The organism is Reichenbachiella sp. (assembly GCF_965233835.1).
Classification (GTDB): Bacteria; Bacteroidota; Bacteroidia; order Cytophagales; family Cyclobacteriaceae; genus Reichenbachiella.
Genome location: NZ_OZ247585.1, coordinates 525,241 through 542,192, shown reverse-complemented (window position 1 = coordinate 542,192; position 16,952 = coordinate 525,241). Strand labels below are relative to the sequence as shown.

Sequence of the window (16,952 nt, the reverse complement as noted above, 5' to 3'; positions counted from 1 at the left end):
CTTATGATCCGTAAGCACTTGTGTCTACGCCCATTTCCTTCAACAGTTTAATTGAATTAGCCTTTACATTGGCTGCTGGATTTAGAGAAAGAGACTTTTTCAAGTTCTTGATTGCATTTTTGTTGTCGCCTTTCGTCTTGTAAGCTTCACCCAAGCTATCCCAGCAGTTGGCATTTTTAGGGTTTCTTTTCGCGTTCAAGGCGAAGTACTCAATCGCTTTATCATACTTCTGTTGTCCCAGCATTTGATAGCCTAAGAAATTAAGCTGCCCTACATTAGCCGTAGTTACAGCTTCATCCAGGATGGCCTGTGCTTCAGTTGTTTTGCCCATAGCCGTGAGCAACTGCCCTTTGGTCGACAGGTTGTTGAAATTTTTTGTGTTAGCGATAGATTGATCTACCCAAACAAGCCCCTGCTCTAGTTCTACATTATTTTGGGCGCAGTAGTTAGCGGCCTGGTTCAGTCCTTGCCAGCCAAAGCCTGGGATTGATCTCAGTTCGTCCTTGAAATTAGCAATCACGATGCTGTGCACGTCATATTCCACTTTAAATGGAATGGCTTTCTTTTCCCACTTCAAGGCGATTGTTGCACTGGTGTTATCCATAGCTATGGCATCGTAGGTAAGTACTTCTGTGTGTGGTACGTCCATTGTCTGCACATCTACTCTTAGTGCATCCTCAGATTCTTTGTAGTAGAAACTTCCCCAAGAACTGCTGTTGTTAGAGAATATAACAGTTGCTTTTCCATCCTCGAATACAGCCATGTGCAAGCCGTAAGTGCCGGCAGCCAAATCTTTTCCTTCAATCTTTACATCATCAGAGAAAGTGATAATGGTGTTCTCATTAGCTCCGGCTCTCCATGGAATGTTACTTCCATCAACGAATGTGGTAGCCTCAAATCCCCATGGAATCAATGTGCCCCAGATGTTTCCAGTACGATCATTTCCCCTGAGCGTAACTCTAGGTCTTGAATATTTGATGTTTACTGTAGAGATCCCGATGGTCTGGGTCATCTCACTGGCAGGTACCACTGCTCTTGGAGTAGTTACGTTTTGGGCACTTACTTCCCAACACAGCAAGGCGACGATCGCAGCTGTAAAAAGTGCTTTCATGTTAGTTTTTGTCTTCATAATATAAATGGTTATGGTATTTGAATTTTTAACAAGTAGATAAACGGGTATCCTGTATGGGTGAGGAGATTTTGTGATAAACGGTAAATTCCGTGATGAAAGGTTGAATCCTAGTGACAACAGGGGGCAAAAAAAGCCTCTATTGGGCGGCTTTGGTGGTTTTTCAAGATACCCTTATCCAAATCCAGAGGATTTTGATTGTTGGTTACTCTTTTTTGACAACGAAAACCTTAATTTTATTTAAACACACAAATCACGATTATGCAAAGCTCAGCAACTTCCGTCCAAGAATATCTTGAAACCCTGCCAAATGATCGAAAAGACGCTATTGAAAAAGTCAGAGCTATCATTCTTAAAAACTTACCCAAAGGCATTGAGGAAACAATGAACTGGGGCATGATCAGCTACGAAGTACCTCTTGAAGTTTACCCAGATACTTATAACAAAAAGCCACTAATGTTCGCCGCATTGGCTTCCCAAAAGAATCATATGGCAGTCTATCTCAGTGGGATCTATTGTGATCCAGCTTTAAGGGAAAAATTTGAAAACGACTACAAAGCCAGCGGCAAAAAAATGGATATGGGAAAAAGTTGCGTTCGATTCAAGAAACTAGATAACCTTCCGTTGGATGTTATAGGGTGGGCCATAGGTGCCGCAGATATGGAAACGTTTATTCTCTTTGCCAAGGAGAATAGGAGAAAGTAGGGCTAGTTACAAGAATTTTTTAAAACTCTTGTGGGGGTAAAATCTATTATAGTTTTCCTGAATCTGGAAAACGATAAATTTTTCAAAAAAAAGGTAACCTCTTTGATGTAAAAGCTGTCTTTCTCTATGAAAACTCTACACATCAAAAAGTAATAACCAATAATTACGTGAATTGGAATTCATTATCGTCTTCCCAAAGGTTAATAAAAACTAAAGCATAAAAACTTACGCTAAACTCAATGAACAAATTTCTATTGGCCAAACTTTTGGTTTGCCTGGCTTTTTACTCGCAGGCGCAAAACACCATAAGTGGCTATGTAAAAGATGCAAGTAATGGAGAAACTCTCATAGGTGCCACGGTACTTATCAAGGGCAGTTCTCAGGGTGTAATCACCAACGTGTATGGGTTTTACTCCATTACACTTCCACAAGATGTATATGAAGTAGAATACAGGTATATCGGCTATCAGGCTATTTCGCAGACCGTTGATCTATCTGAAAACAGAAGGATAGATGTAGAACTGCTTTCGGACAGTCAACAACTCGAGGAGGTAGTGATATCTGCTGAGCCTGAAGATGTTAATGTATCAGGTATTCAGATGTCGACCAACAAACTAGATATAGAGACCATTACCAAAATCCCATCATTTATGGGCGAGGCTGATGTGTTGAGAAGTATTCAAATGGTGCCGGGTGTGGCTACCGTAGGAGAAGGGGCATCAGGATTCAATGTAAGAGGAGGAAGTGTTGGGCAAAACATGGTGTTGCTCGATGAAGCTCCAGTATATAATTCCTCACACATGCTTGGATTTTTCTCAGTGTTTAACCCAGATGCAGTGAAAGATGTGAATCTGATCAAAGGAGGTATTCCAGCCAGATATGGTGGCAGAATATCTTCTGTTCTAGATATCAGGATGAAAGAAGGTAACAGCAAGGAGTTTGCTGCACAGGGAGGTATAGGAACCATTTTTAGCCGAGTGGCAGTCGAGGCTCCAATCGTGAAAGACAAGGCTTCTTTTATTATTGCTGCAAGAAGGTCATATATAGATGTTTTTGCCAAGGCATTTACTGATGCCTTAGACGGTGGTGCAGCGTTGAACTTCTATGACCTGACCATGAAGACCAATTGGAATATCAATGAAAAGAACAGAGTGTATCTCTCGGGTTATTTTGGTCGAGATAACTTTAAGTTTGATGAGAACCAAGGCTTTAACTGGGGAAATAAGACCGCGACGCTGAGGTGGAATCATATTTTTACCGACAGGATTTTTGCCAACTTTACAGCCTTTTTTAGTGATTACGACTACGTATTGGCCTTTGGTGAAGATGAGATGGATCAGTTTGATTGGAACTCTCGAATTATGAACTATGACTTTAAGCCTGAGTTTACCTACTTCGTAAATCCAAATAACGAGGTGTCTTTTGGCGGAGAATTGTTGTTCCTTCAGTTCGAGCCAGCCAATGCGGTAGGGGTGAGTAATGGGGAGTCTCAGGACATTAGCCTGCCATCTAAAAATGCACTAGAATCAGCGCTTTATATCTCCAATGATCAAAAGATTGGACAGAATATCCAGGTACAATATGGTTTGAGGTACTCACACTTTAGTTTGCTTGGTTCTGGCAAGGCCTTCATGTTTGGTGATACGATTCCTGGTGTAAGAAAACCATACATGGGAGAAGTGGAATATGACAGTCGCGAAAAAATCCAGAGCTATTCAAACCTTGAACCGAGGTTTTCTGTAAAGTATCAGCTCAATAAGTATAATTCATTCAAAGCAAGCTATAATAAAACCAGCCAGTATCTACATTTGATATCAAATACTACAGCATCTAACCCACTTGATGTTTGGACACCTAGTAGCAATAATATCAAACCTCAGATAGGTCAGCAGGTAGCCTTGGGTTGGTTTAGAAACTTTGGACCAGACAACAACGTGGAGTTTTCTGCCGAAATCTATTATAGAAAAACAGAGAACCAAATCGACTACATCGATGGGGCAGATCTCTTAATCAACGAATACATAGAAGGAGATCTACTGAGTGGAGAAGGTCGTGCCTATGGCCTTGAATTGTACGCGAAAAAGAATACCGGAAGGTTAACGGGATGGGTCAGTTATACGCTTGCCAAGACAGAATTAAAAACCGAAGGGATTAATAATGGACGATGGTACCCTACACGCTACGATCAAAGACATAATGTAAAAATGGCTGCATTTTACGATCTGAATGATCGGTGGAGTTTATCTACAAACTTTACTTTCCTAACTGGTACGCCTACAACGTTTCCTACGTCTCGCTACCAGATGGGTGATTATGTGGTGCCATACAACCATGGCGATGGACGTAATAATTTTAGAATACCCGTTTATCATAGGTTGGATATTTCTGCTACACTGCAAGGAAAAAGATTCAAAAGAAATGGAGAGAGAAGAAAGAATGAAAGTTATTGGGTGTTTTCAGTGTATAACCTGTACGGTCGAAAGAATCCATTCTCCATCTACTTCACACAAGATAATGACGTAAGGCCAGGGCCGGGTGATTTGGTAGAGACCCAAGCCAGACAAGTTTCCATCATAGGTAATATGATACCGGCCGTTTCTTACAACTTCAAATTTTAATGACAATGAAAGCTTTAAAATATATCAATATTCTTATCACGGGTATCTTCCTTATGTCATGCGATGACCAGATATACCCAGAACTAAATGATGCCCCAGAGGTAATCGTGGTAGATGCTTGGGTGAATAATAAACCCGAAGATCAAATCATTAAGGTGACCAGGACTCAACCCTATTTTGACAACTCAGAAAGTGTGGGTGTGGCAGGTGCGGAAGTTTACATTGTGGACAATGAGGGCACCCGCTTTGATTTTGTTGAATCTACAAATGGAGCCTATGTTTGGCCCTACGCTACAGAGACCTTTGGAACTGTTGGAAATTCTTACTCGCTGACCGTAGTTGCCGACGGAAATACATTTACATCGACTTCAGCGTTGAATCGTGTGCCTACTGTGGATAGCGTGACCTTTCGCTTCGAAAAAGAGTCCGCCTTTGGTACTGAGGAGGAGTTTTATATGGGCGAATTTTGGTCGAGAGACCCTGAAGGCACGGGAGACACTTATTGGATTAAATCTTACAAAAACGGGCAATATCTTGCCAAACCAGGTGAAATCAATATTGCTTGGGACGCCGGGTTTTCTGCCGGCGGAGCTATCGACGGTTTGATATTTATTCCTCCCATACGAGATGCCGTCAATCCTTTTGATGAGGACCCTAATGAAGAAGATACTTTTTTGTCTCCATATGAGGATGGTGATTCATTGTACGTAGAAGTTCACTCTATCACACCTGCAGCTCACAATTTTTTGACACAATTGTACATTCAAATAGATAGAGAAGGAGGCTTTGCGGCCTTGTTCGATACGCCGCTCAGTAACGTGCCCACAAATATTGTTAACACGACCTCTGATGATATAGCCTTAGGTTTCTTCTGCGTATCCGCAGTGGAAGGCAATGGAAAAAGATTGGACGTGAGTCAGGTGCCCCAAGAGGAATAAGATTTTGCAGTTTAGTTCGATTGAGAAAACCCCGGCAAACGAGTCGGGGTTTTTTATTGCACAATTTGTATACTCATTTGCTTTAGTGCAGAATCTACATGATTATATCTTTTCTTTAGTAATTCAAGGTCCTTGTAATAGGCTTTCTTTTTCATAGACTCGATATGCAACTTTCCATCTACAGTTCTTGCTTGAAGGTGGTGTTTGATTAAACCGAAACGAGCTTTTTCATCGTCATTGACCTGCTTTCTTTTTTTCTTTTGTGACTTGAAAAGTAAATCACTTACACTAATCTGTAAGTCAAAACCGAAGTCAAATTCGGAACTGTGATAGCCAGAAAACTCGATGTTGGACAAGGAAGTCTTGAATGTGGTGGTTGGTAATACAATTTCGTCATTATGAAAAAGTACCTCCAGATGAGGGTTGGCTAGCAGGATTGTGTCACGATTGGCTTGTTTGATAAACTTGAGAGACTCGGTTATAGGTTTAAACTTTATCATTTCGCCATGACTCAACGAAACACTCATCTTTCCAAGCATCTCATCTTCTTGATGCACCAATTCATGATTATACTTGAGGAGCACCTGACCGTTTACTCCTACATCGCCTTTGAAATGTTGCTCTGAAAACATTTCCTTATTGGACATCGCCACGTTGGAAGTAATGTCGCCTAGGGAAATATTTGATGCCGATAGATTACAAAAAGCTTTAACTTCATGTGCTTCATTTCTTCGGATTAATCCCTCTACCTCAAACAGGCCATCAAACATTTCGAATGAAGACTTATTGAGCCGTAATCGGTTCTCACGTACGTGAAGGTTAGCGTCAAGTGCACTAATCTTATAGTGCTGGTAAGTAGCACTTGGTGCTGAAACATGGAAATTAAACTTATCTACGGAGAATCGCGAAGATCCATCATTCCGAAGAGAGTCAGCAGGAGGCCGCTTGGGCTTAAGGGTGTTGTAGTATCTTTTTATCGAATCGATATTGAAAGCGTGAAGAGCAACCTTTGACTCTCCTCTTATTTGATAAATGGAATCTTTCAGATCAATGTTAAACTCAGAGCGCGTTTTTCCAAAAGGAAAATCAAAATTGAAAGTATTCGCGTGGAATTGTTCTTCTTTCAAATCTGCCAAAATTCTCAGGTTGGATAGTTCTACTTTATCGTGCTTTAGCTTTTTGAGTCGAATATCGGTATGAACGGAATAGTTAGAAAAATCTAAGGCTTTATCGTTCACCTTTGAGCTAGGTTTCTTCTCAGAACGCAGATATTTTTTTGTGTCTAAATAATCTAAATCAGCCCTCACCCAGAGGTTATAAAAATTTTCACCGTTGGTAGATGGTCTGGATACTGCTCCCAACCAAAGATCACCTTCTTCTAACTTAAAATGACTGGTTTGTAAGGATAGAGAATCGTTATTAAGAGCTAATTTAAGTTTGATGCTTTTCGCATGGTAGTCATCGTAGGTAAACGCTTTCATGTTTACATCGCAGTTGAGATGAAGAAACTGCGGGAATGTGAATCCTTTAGAACTAGTATCGATGTCATCCTTCTTCGATATAGCCTCAACGTCAGATTTGGATAGAGATAACTCGTCCATGTTGATGGCCACGTTGGCAAAAGAAGTCTTACCAGGTTTTTTTTCAAGCAATGGAAAAAAGTTCTGTGTTGACCCCGCGATGTTAACTTTAGCGTCATTGAACCGACCGGTTAATGCAGATAACGTTAGCTGTTTATTCTTGACTGTAATTAGCCCGCTAAAATTTTCAACTTTTATGTTAGACGTTGTTTTTCTGACCTGAAGGTTGTCAAATGCAATATGGCCGTTAAATGTGTTTTGATTTGACCTTCTTTTTTTCTCTAATTCTGAAATTTTTCCATCAATATCGGCCCGAATTTTTATGGATCCAGACATTTCTACATCGGGGAAATTTACCAGACCCTTGATGTCTTCTAATTCTAATTCTGAACTGGCATCAATATTTAGATATGGGTCTTCAAAATTTCGAATTGAACCTTCAATTTGAAAAAAGCTATTATTGACTTTTGCATGTCCAAAGTCAATAACCATTTCACTTGTTGAAGCATTTCTTTCTTTACCATTTGTAAAGTGCCCCCGAAAACTCACGCTGTCTAATTTGCCTGGCAATCCGATTCTGGTAAAGGAAGCATTTTTCAGTTCAAACAAGATGTCGACATTGGGGAAGGTGACGGGATCTACAAAGCCCGAATTTCGAACGGTCAAAGTAAGCTGGGCGTCTGGATTGTGCTGTATAAGTTTCAGAGGTCTGAACTGTGGAATTAGAGCCAAATAATCATTGATTCTGGCCTCATCTCCTTCGAGTGTAATATCTAGCAAGTTTCCGTTACCAGCAGGCCGTAGCAGGCCATAGGCCCGAAGCTGTGCATTGTAGAGCTGAATAACACCGTCAAACAGCTTTTTATCGTCCAAGGTATTTATCCGAAAGGTGGCCCGATGAGCAGCTATGGGCACCGCTGTCTGGTTCAAATTTCCTCTTGATATCATCGTATCCAGAATGCCAACTGCATCACCTTTAAATTCTAGTAAGTCATCGAATGACTTGAGTCGAAAGTTACCTTGATCTATTGATAATCTGATACGATTCCCTTTGTACGCATTGTCAACAATAATTAATGCTTCTCTAATTTCAATTTTCGGAATGTCGAGCAGAAACTTTACCCCCGCTTTTTGTTCCTCCTTTTTTTTAGTACGAAGCATAAATTTTTTTCCTGTGGAATCTATCGGAGCATAAAATTGAGGTTTCAGTACTTCAATTTTACTTAGAGAATAATTGTCTTCGTAGAGGTCGAGTAAATCCGCATGAAGAGCAATTTTTTCCGTTTTTAGAATTTCATAACCACTTTCTTTGATGGATAGATTTTTTATTGAGATGGTGAGGTGAGGAAAGTTGGGAAAAGTACTAATGCCAATATCCTCAAAATATAGCGTGGATTGTAAACTCTCGTCAGCCAAAATTTTTAGTCGATCAACAATTTCACTTTTATACCACAATCCCAGAACCAGCTCCAATATCAAGAGTGGGAGAATTAGCAGAATGGCAATTGTGCCTGTGAGTTTTAAAATTAATCTCATGAATAATTATAACCTACCTAAGGTATTAATTATTCATGAGATTAAGACAAACTTATTCGTACCTCAAAGTTTCTACAGGGTTGGTAGCGGCGATTTTGACAACAACCAAACTAACGCTGGCCAGTGCAATGGCTAGTAGTAAAACAGCTGACCCAATAAATGGAATGAAACCTAGAGGGGCCTGATAGGGAAACTCGCCCAGCCACTCTTGCATGAGCAAATGAGCCAACGGCAATCCAATAACTAGCGCTATGCCGACTAGAATGGCGAACTGAGAAAAAATCATGTGTATAATTTGAAGCGGGCTTGCACCTAAAATTTTTCTAATACTCACTTCTTTCAGTTTTTGACCAAGCATGGCCAAGGCCATTCCAAGCAGACCTAAGCAAGCCAAAAACAGCGCAATACCTGCAAATATGGAGAAGACGCCTAATGTCCGTACCTCATTGTTGTAAAGATCGCTAAGTTGCTCATCCAGAAAGTGGTATTCAAAACCATCTTGTTGGCCGTGGCTAGCGTACAGTTTTTCTATCGCAATCAGTGTTTTTTGAAAATGCTGACCTTCCAGTTTTATCACCATTTCATTCATCATATAAGGTTGGTATTGTACAATTAGTGGATTAATCGATTGATGCAACGATTTGTAATGAAAGTCTTGAATCACACCAACCACGGTGATTTCTAAATCATGCCCTCCTAAGTGCCAAGTGAATTTTTCTCCTATTGGATCGGTGAAGTTTAGCCCTCTAGCCAATGATTCATTGATCAAAACATTGGTTCCGGCAGAGTCGGCAGCATAGCTTTGATCGAGGGTTCTACCTTCTAATATTTCAAAATCGAGTAGCTCCGTGATACCAAAATCCACAAACATCTCACTGGCATCTAGATAGTCTGGATGATGCTTCACTGAATGAACGGGGTGATTGTCGAACTGAGACCCGGGAAGGTTAGAAACGGCGGACACATGCTGAACGCCGGGAATTTTTCTGAGCTCTTGCTGGATGGTTTGAGTTTGGGAAAGGTTGATCCCACCATGCTCAACACTCGATGGAATAGGGATAGAAATAACCGCTTCCTGATCGAATCCCAGCTCCTTTGACTTCATAAAATCGATCTGTTTCAAAATGATTAGACTGGAAGTTATCAAGATGGCAGAGACTGCAAATTGACAAACTACGAGCACGCTTCTCAGTTTGTTGTTTCCTCCGCTTACTGATAATTTGCCCTTTAGTACATCCGAGGGCTTAAAAGCGGAAAGAAAAAGTGCGGGATAAATACCAGCCAGCAGCCCAATGACCAAGGCGAGTAAACCGGCTTTTCCCAAAAAGCCGAGGCCAAACAAATCACTAAATGCAAAAGTCTTGTTGCTGAGTTCGTTAAATGCATCAATGACCAACCCGGTTAGTCCAATGGCTAGCGTCATGGCCACAAAACAAAAGAGAATAGACTCCAGGTAAAACTGTAGCGTGAGATGACCAGACACTGCACCAAGCGTTTTCCTTACACCTATTTCTTTGGCACGTTCCACAGATTTGGCTGTAGTGAGGTTGATGTAGTTGATCCCTGCAATGATCAGAATAAATATCATCGTTCCGGTGAGGATGTAGATGTATAAAATGTTGCCATTACTCTCTAGTTCCCATCGAAGGTGCGAGTGGAGGTGAATGTTTGCGATGGATTGAAGTTCAAACCTTATTTCTCCAGTATCAAATCTTTCTTTGGCGTCTTCGTCCCAATTGAGATATTTAAAAACCCAGTCTCCTATTTTCGATTGTAGTGACGAAGAGTTGGCTCCGTCTTCCAATACGATATAGTTGAAGTGTCCAAAGTCAGCCCAAGTCATCCAATGACTTTCTGGGTTTATAGCCTTCACCGTTTCATAAGAAATCAAGGCATTAAAATGGAAATGAGAGCTTTCGGGCATGCCTTCGACCACCAGAGAAACCTCAATTGGCATATCGCTGATGGTAAGTATCTGCCCAATAGGATCCGCCTCTCCAAAATACTTCATAGCCATGGCTTCTGTGATCACTAGCGTGTTGGGTTCATGAAGTGCCCTGACATCTCCGGCTACAATGGCTAACTGAAAAACATCCAGAAACGTAGAATCAGCAAAGAAGAAATCTGGTTCATCAAATTTCAACTCCAAGGTTTTGTTTTCTACTTGTACTTCTTGTTTGGTAAGACCAGCTCCATACCAAGGGGAGATGCTTACTGCTGTTTTTACTTCAGGAAAATCTCTCCGCATGGCCTGAGCCATGGGGTGTGGAGTTCGCGTTTGAGAATGCTCAGCAATCCAACTGACTCGATAGATATTTTCATGATTGGGAATTGAGCGATCATACGAAAGTTCATGCTCGATAAACAGGTAGATGAGCATACTGCAGGCAAAACCAACCGTGAGCCCAAATAGGTTGATGAGCGTAAAAACTTTATTGCGCTTCAGCGCCCGAATGAATGTTCTGAAAAAATTGATAACCATGGTGCGTTTGAGTTTTTTGGTAAAAAGATGACTCAAACTAAAATTGCTAATGAAAGAAGTAGGTCTTTTCTTATCGGGTAGCAGTTCTTCCCGATAAGGTAGAACGTCCTTAGTTTCTCTGTATTCACTAGGTGTGATGCCCGTATGGCGTTTAAACGCAGTATTGAACGCAGATTTGGAGTTATAGCCCACCATCGCAGCAATACTCTCCACTTTGGTGTCTTTCTGCTCAGGGCCCTTAAGTAAGTGACGAGCTTCCCGAATCCTTAGCTGACTGATCAGTTCTTGAAAGCTGATTCCTTTGTTTTCATTCAAGACTTGAGAAAGATGGTGCGTGCTCGTATGAAGTTCTTCGGCAACACTTGATAACGAGGTGTCATCTCTCAAATAAAAACGACTTTCAGCAATGAGCTTGTCCAACTTGCTTACAATGGCCGCTTTCTGACTAGCTGATAGTGTAGATTTTTTGTATTTGTTTGCAGTTGGTATAGGAGCGGTAAAACCAGATTCTTTAAATATTTGAAAGTAGATAAGACCAAACAGTACAAAAATTCCTCCCCATATCACTTCTAGAGGGAGAAGCGGATTTAAACTCAGAAAAAAGAAAATAAGCAGCAGATTATAGCCATAGAAATTCCTGAACCAAACGATTCTTGACCCTGGGTTTTGAAACCAGGAAACCCCCCTACTTTTTGCCTCTTGATTGGTCTTTCGAACGGAATCAAAGACTATTACAACTACAAAAGCGACTAATACCCAAGCCACAGAGAAATAGTAGGCCACCCCTGCTGTAACAAGGAAAACTAGAATGAACCAGCGATGCTTGCCGGCAATTCTTGAGTTTTGAGTGAAGAAGGTCGAGCCATACCAATTAATAGAAATGGCCAGACTAACTAATGAGAGGTTGATCCAAATTTTATCTACGGACCAGATATTCAGAATCGCAAACCCAAGGTAAGCCAACACCAATTGCCCTAAAAAACGACTAGCCGGAAATTTACTGAGCAATAAGAAAAGTAGCAACATCATACCTGTAAGGCATGTACCTGCAATTAACATTTCGATCCAAGGCCAGTTCATCCATTGATCCATGGGATGAAATTAGAGAATAAATAGGAGGCCAGGAAAGTGTTTTGCTTAAAAGTATCTAAGGTACTGCTCAGGTAAGGATTCTAAGGTTCTAATGTTTATTTCCTTAAAAAAGACTTCAGCAGCCTCACTTTGAATTTGGATTTTCCCTTTAGTCATAGGAATACTTTTGCCGTTCTCGAAATACCTTGATTTTTTCAAGATCATGACGATTTTTCCATTGACGAGATGTAGACTTTTTCCATCATAACAAATCAGTTCGAGTGTATTCCATTCTCCATGAGGCTTTTCGGCATTCTCACTGCGCATACAATAGCCACCCGCCTGTTCGCCGAACCCCACACCAATAAACTCAGGCCTTGGGTCCGCTACAGGGTTCATGACTCCTTCGGGCATATAGGCGCGAATATCAATAGCTGAATTGGCCTGACCCCAATAATCACCCATATGCCCTTCCATGATTTGAAATTCCTGTGACAACATCCAAGACCGCCAATATTCAGCACCCATGGGACCAATCGAATGATATAAGATGCCGGAATCTTTGAGTTTATCTTTTCTGGGTGTCCATTTTTTAGTTCCCCATTTTACTTTCAGTTTGAGGTGATAATTTTCGTATTCCTTTTTCGAAATCAAGCAACCATATATTTTACCACTCACTTTCAGTGTGGGAACCTCTTCTTTCTCTGAAACAGTGAATACATCGTATCCATTAGGGTTCAGCCCGATAGGTTCGATGATGTTTCCTTTTGAGTCTAAAGGTTCATTTCCGTTGTAGTTGGTTTGGTGGCGATAACTTAGATAAGTGTCCCATTGTGAGAGCTCAGGATCTAGTAAAGAAACCCAAGGGCTCTCAATGCCAGAAAAAGAAAAGACGCTGATCGGCAGTAGAGTAAGTAGTATAAGCTTTTTCACAGTGACAATTTCAATAAAACTAGAGATTCCTCTTAAATCTACCAACTGACAATTGTCCCAACCATAAAGGGTACATGCTGCATAACCAATCCTGTTGATTGCCGTATTTTCAAGGACTTACAAAATCATATCATGAATAAACCAAGCGATCAATACGACCTCAACGAACTTAAAAACTTTAGAATAGATACGTTTTCTCCAATGCATTGTGCGCTCAATGTGTTGGGTGAAGGAAGCCGTCAGAAGAGTTTTGCTATTATATGGCTCAAGGATGGCAATGGTACGCACGATCTAGACTTAAAAAGACACTACTACGAAGGGTCGGTTATGTTCGTATTGGCGCCAGGCCAGATTCACAAGCTCAACCAGTTTTCGGAGTCTGAAGGGTATGTGGTTCGGTTTTCACCAGCGGTTTTTCAGTACGAGCAGGACTTTATGAACCATGTCTTAGATACCTGTTTGTTCGATAGCAATACTTCCTGTCCAGTTATTCAATTGGATGAAAACAGCAGAGCAATTTTTGATAATTTGTTTCAGCAATTGCATGAAGAGTTTCTGATTCAGGATGTAAATGCCAATGACATTATTTGCTCTTATCTGAAAATACTGATCTCACAAATCAATAGGCTGAAAAGAAAAAAATCAAGTGATCAGGTGCCAATCAATGATGCAGATTACAAGGTTTTTCGTGCCTTAAAAATAGCCATAGAAAAAAATTATAAGGAAGAGCATTCGGTTCAGTTTTATGCTGATTCGCTGAATGTACAACCTAGAGTACTTAACACAGCGGCTCGTAAATATGCCGAACGGTCCACGGGCGAATTAATACAAGAGAGGCTGCTGCTGGAAGCCCAAAGAATTCTTTATCATGAAGACAAGAGAGTGAAAGAAATCTGCTATGAGTTGGGTTTTGATGACCCGGCCTACTTCACCAGATTTTTCAAAAAGCACACCGGCCTTGCACCGCAGTTTTATAAGGAGCAAGTGGAAGTGGTGGGCTAAGGTGTAGTCGAGGAACGACTTGTGCCGACCTAATTTGCGGACTGTCCAAAAGTCCATGATATCATCCGATTTGTCCATTAACCGAGGAAACAAACCTCCGTTTCAATGACCCTAAACAAATCAAAATATCATGGAAACATTAAAAATTGACAAAAACCAAGGCCTTGCACTTTTCATTCAACGTGTGCTAGTAGGCATACTTCTACTCTTTCACGGCATTGCCAATTTCACCTCTGGATATGCGTTTATCAAAAGTGTATTTGCTGGATATGGTCTTCCTGAGTTTTTCGCTTACGCAGCATTCATTGGTGAGATCGTTGCGCCGCTTTTGATCATTGCTGGTTATCGCACGAGATTGGCCGCACTTGTTCTTGCATTCAATATGCTCATAGCTACCTTGATGGCACACAGCGGAGATATTTTTGCCTTGAATCAATACGGGGGCTGGGCGGTTGAATTGCAAGCTTTTTATCTATTCGGAGGGCTGGCGGTTTTCTTTTCAGGGGCTGGAGCACATGCGCTTTCAAAAAATAACTATTGGGATTGAGTGAGTGAAGTAGGCAGGCGCGACCTTCGGGTTGCGTCTGTTTTTACCAGATTCAAAACATGAGACATTACTTTATTCTACTACTTACGAGTCTTTTGATGACTTGGGAGGTTTACGGACAAATGACCAATGTATATCAGGACGAGCAATTTTCTCTGTCAAGAATCTATGCAGGGGTTAATTCAACTACCATATTCCCAACAGATAGCATCTCGAGCTACGCTGATGTTAATTTTAGGTTGGGCATTAAGTCCTCCTTAAATCTGAGTGACAATCTGGTATTTAAAACTTGGGGGGCTATTCAAATGAGTAAAAATCAACCCGTAGCGGGATATAATTCATTCGAACTGATGCTCAAACCTATGGCAAAGCTCAGTTGGCATATTGGCTTGATTGCCACACCGACTACGGTATTGAGACCTAATCCCACCACTTGGGAGAGTCAGGTAGAAACTCAAGCCCAAAGCACCATTATTCCTGGTCGGCCCGGTACAAAGGTGGCATACGCCGTAGCCAAAAACTCATCTATCACTTATGGCTATTTCAATCACGGAGACAAATGGGGACATCATTTGAATCTAACTATTGACCAATGGCGTGTCGCTGGATATCGGTTGGAAGATGGTGATTATTTCACTGCACTGAGTTTTAATGGGACTTGGCTTGAAAGCCTGATCACCTATTCTTCAAAAGAAGAGTTGTCTACTTCTGCATTTGTCAACCTTCAAGAAGGTGTCAGCTTTTTGGTTGACGCGCAGTATAATTTTGATCAGAAGGAAGTTGAATTTCTTCAAACTGGAATAAGAAAATATATTCGAGCGAATGCTATTCATCTCGGTGGGTTTTTCGGATTGACTTATGATTGGAAAACAGGAGTAGTAATGGGTCAAATGTTTATACACTTAATCTGACCTTTCGAATCCTACCACTACTCGATCTATGATCTTTTGAGCGGTTGTGATATTGGACAGATCGGTGTACAACTTACCATTTTGACCTGAGTGGTGCGAATGACCCAACAGCTGCATCAATTTAAAGGCGTGGTCATCTACTCGACTCCATGTAGCTTGATAAATAAGCGATGGCTGTCCTAACAAACCAGTGCCTCCATGATACAGACTATCTTCTGGAAAGTCATATTCAGAATAGTACTCGTTGTCGTCGAAGGCCACATTTACTTCAAGGTAGATGTTGAACTCATAAAGTGAATCAGGTAGATGACTTCGGATGTAAAAATTTCCCTGAGGAGTGGCACCCGTCATGCCGTCCGTTTCAGGCTGATCAAAAGTAGGCGCATAAAATCCCGGATGCGTTTCCCTGTCTCGTTTGTGTGACCAGTAAGGCAAGGCATCCACCAGGCGAAGTTCATTTTTGGAAATCCTACTTTCACTTTTTGGATCATCAAAAGATTTGAAATTGTCAGCTGTGCGGCCAGACATAAAGAGGCCTTTCGCTGAAGACTCAGTGATGAAAAGTGTTTTGATGAATATACCAGAAGTGTCTTCGACCCATACGACTACTTGAGGATGCCAAAAATGTGCGCCACGCTTAACATCCAGCAATAACTTTGACCCAGTCATTTTAGCCTCTGTATATGTAGAATAGGTCTGACTAAGCGTGGTATCAGCTTGACGAGATTTGATTTTTGCTCCCCAGTTCATCAATTCCTCTAAAGGGGAGACCTCTTGGTAGGCCATCAGAAAAATTATGACTGTTCCTGTTGCAGCCACTACTAATTCTTTACGAATATTCATTTGATTTTTTTGCTGCTGTATGACCGCAGGCTAGGCCAATTATTGATCAGGTGGAGGCCAGTACAGACGATAAAGAGATGCCCGAATACTGTATGTATAGTGGCCAGAGGCCTGGAATAGTCTATGAAAAATGACAGTATCCCGCTAACGGCCAGCACCAAAAAGCAACAGGCCATTAGCAGACTTACCAGATTTTTGTACCTCATGCTAGTTGCTTGCCAACTGAGTTTTCATGGCACTCAGGTCGCTGCGCATGCTTGCCACCAGTTGAGCCTTACTTTTGTAATTAGGCGAACCATCATCGAAGTTCAAGGTTTGTTTCAAGCAAGACACATCCATATATAGCATAAGTAAAGTGGCGTCTTCAGTATTATTTTCGATATCTAAAGGGAGATGTTTGAGCGCTCGATGAGAGAGGGATGCTTCTTTGATTTCTAAACTGGCATCACCGATGAGCATTTTCACTTCGCTCACCTCACCTCTCAACTTCGTGATGACTTTAGCTTCACCTACTTTGGTATTAGTAGGCCCGCAAGCTTTTGGGTCACAGCCTTTTTTAGATTGAGAAAAACTGGTGGAAACAGTTGCTCCTAAGAGGAGCATGCTTAATAGTATGATTCGCATGACTTTTGTTTTTTTGATTTATTCAAAATTAGA

The 16,952-nt window shown here is 41.2% G+C and carries 13 protein-coding genes; 6 read left to right on the top strand and 7 right to left on the bottom strand.

The genetic code is table 11. The features are described 5' to 3' along the window. Position 1: 1 nt before the first annotated feature. A complete protein-coding gene (locus tag ACO6S2_RS02265) occupies positions 2–1,129 on the bottom strand; it encodes a DUF2911 domain-containing protein (RefSeq protein ID WP_422360894.1) in 1,128 nt (375 codons plus the stop codon). 261 nt (positions 1,130–1,390) lie between these two features. Here ACO6S2_RS02265 and ACO6S2_RS02260 point away from each other — a divergent pair, with 261 nt between their 5' ends. The 3 genes from ACO6S2_RS02260 to ACO6S2_RS02250 all read left to right on the top strand — a co-directional run bounded on the left by ACO6S2_RS02260 (position 1,391) and on the right by ACO6S2_RS02250 (position 5,390). Then, on the top strand, positions 1,391–1,834 hold the full coding sequence (locus ACO6S2_RS02260) for a DUF1801 domain-containing protein (protein ID WP_422360893.1): 444 nt from the start codon (positions 1,391–1,393) through the stop codon (positions 1,832–1,834). A 239-nt stretch (positions 1,835–2,073) separates the two neighbouring features. Next, a complete protein-coding gene (locus ACO6S2_RS02255; protein WP_422360892.1) occupies positions 2,074–4,452 on the top strand; it encodes a TonB-dependent receptor in 2,379 nt (792 codons plus the stop codon). 5 nt (positions 4,453–4,457) lie between these two features. Beyond that, positions 4,458–5,390 carry a DUF4249 family protein gene (locus ACO6S2_RS02250; protein WP_422360891.1) on the top strand — a complete coding sequence of 311 codons (933 nt, stop codon included), beginning with the start codon at positions 4,458–4,460 and terminating at the stop codon, positions 5,388–5,390. A gap of 53 nt (positions 5,391–5,443) precedes the next feature. Here the strand turns inward: ACO6S2_RS02250 and ACO6S2_RS02245 are convergent, their stop codons facing one another. Genes ACO6S2_RS02245 through ACO6S2_RS02235 form a run of 3 tightly spaced genes read right to left on the bottom strand, consistent with a single transcriptional unit; the run spans position 5,444 to position 12,992 of the window. Then, entirely contained in the window at positions 5,444–8,506 is a 3,063-nt protein-coding gene (locus ACO6S2_RS02245; RefSeq protein ID WP_422360890.1) for a hypothetical protein, read from the bottom strand. A gap of 52 nt (positions 8,507–8,558) precedes the next feature. Further along, positions 8,559–12,080 carry an ABC transporter permease gene (locus ACO6S2_RS02240; protein WP_422360889.1) on the bottom strand — a complete coding sequence of 1,174 codons (3,522 nt, stop codon included), beginning with the start codon at positions 12,078–12,080 and terminating at the stop codon, positions 8,559–8,561. A gap of 45 nt (positions 12,081–12,125) precedes the next feature. Next, positions 12,126–12,992 carry a 3-keto-disaccharide hydrolase gene (locus ACO6S2_RS02235; RefSeq protein WP_422360888.1) on the bottom strand — a complete coding sequence of 289 codons (867 nt, stop codon included), beginning with the start codon at positions 12,990–12,992 and terminating at the stop codon, positions 12,126–12,128. Positions 12,993–13,124: 132 nt separating this feature from the next. On the opposite strand from ACO6S2_RS02235, the gene ACO6S2_RS02230 reads away from it, so the two are divergent. The 3 genes from ACO6S2_RS02230 (at position 13,125) to ACO6S2_RS02220 (ending at position 15,452) form a co-directional block, all read left to right on the top strand. Then, on the top strand, positions 13,125–13,994 hold the full coding sequence (locus ACO6S2_RS02230; protein ID WP_422360887.1) for a helix-turn-helix domain-containing protein: 870 nt from the start codon (positions 13,125–13,127) through the stop codon (positions 13,992–13,994). A 130-nt stretch (positions 13,995–14,124) separates the two neighbouring features. After that, positions 14,125–14,541: a DoxX family protein gene (locus ACO6S2_RS02225; RefSeq protein ID WP_422360886.1), complete on the top strand. Its 417-nt coding sequence runs from the start codon at positions 14,125–14,127 to the stop codon at positions 14,539–14,541. 59 nt (positions 14,542–14,600) lie between these two features. Further along, positions 14,601–15,452 carry a hypothetical protein gene (locus tag ACO6S2_RS02220; RefSeq protein ID WP_422360885.1) on the top strand — a complete coding sequence of 284 codons (852 nt, stop codon included), beginning with the start codon at positions 14,601–14,603 and terminating at the stop codon, positions 15,450–15,452. Here the strand turns inward: ACO6S2_RS02220 and ACO6S2_RS02215 are convergent. From ACO6S2_RS02215 to ACO6S2_RS02205, 3 genes are read right to left on the bottom strand one after another with little or no spacing between them, the layout of a single operon-like run. Next, positions 15,444–16,295 (bottom strand): hypothetical protein, encoded by an 852-nt coding sequence (locus ACO6S2_RS02215; protein WP_422360884.1) that lies wholly within the window; start codon positions 16,293–16,295, stop codon positions 15,444–15,446. The two genes, ACO6S2_RS02220 and ACO6S2_RS02215, sit on opposite strands and share 9 nt — an antisense overlap. Then, positions 16,292–16,501 carry a DUF4405 domain-containing protein gene (locus tag ACO6S2_RS02210; RefSeq protein WP_422360883.1) on the bottom strand — a complete coding sequence of 70 codons (210 nt, stop codon included), beginning with the start codon at positions 16,499–16,501 and terminating at the stop codon, positions 16,292–16,294. Before ACO6S2_RS02210 ends, ACO6S2_RS02215 begins: the two co-directional genes overlap by 4 nt. Before the next feature lies 1 nt (position 16,502). Continuing rightward, the gene (locus ACO6S2_RS02205; RefSeq protein WP_422360882.1) at positions 16,503–16,919 is read right to left on the bottom strand and encodes a hypothetical protein; all 417 of its coding nucleotides are present in this window, start codon (positions 16,917–16,919) and stop codon (positions 16,503–16,505) included. Between the last annotated feature and the right edge of the window lie 33 nt (positions 16,920–16,952).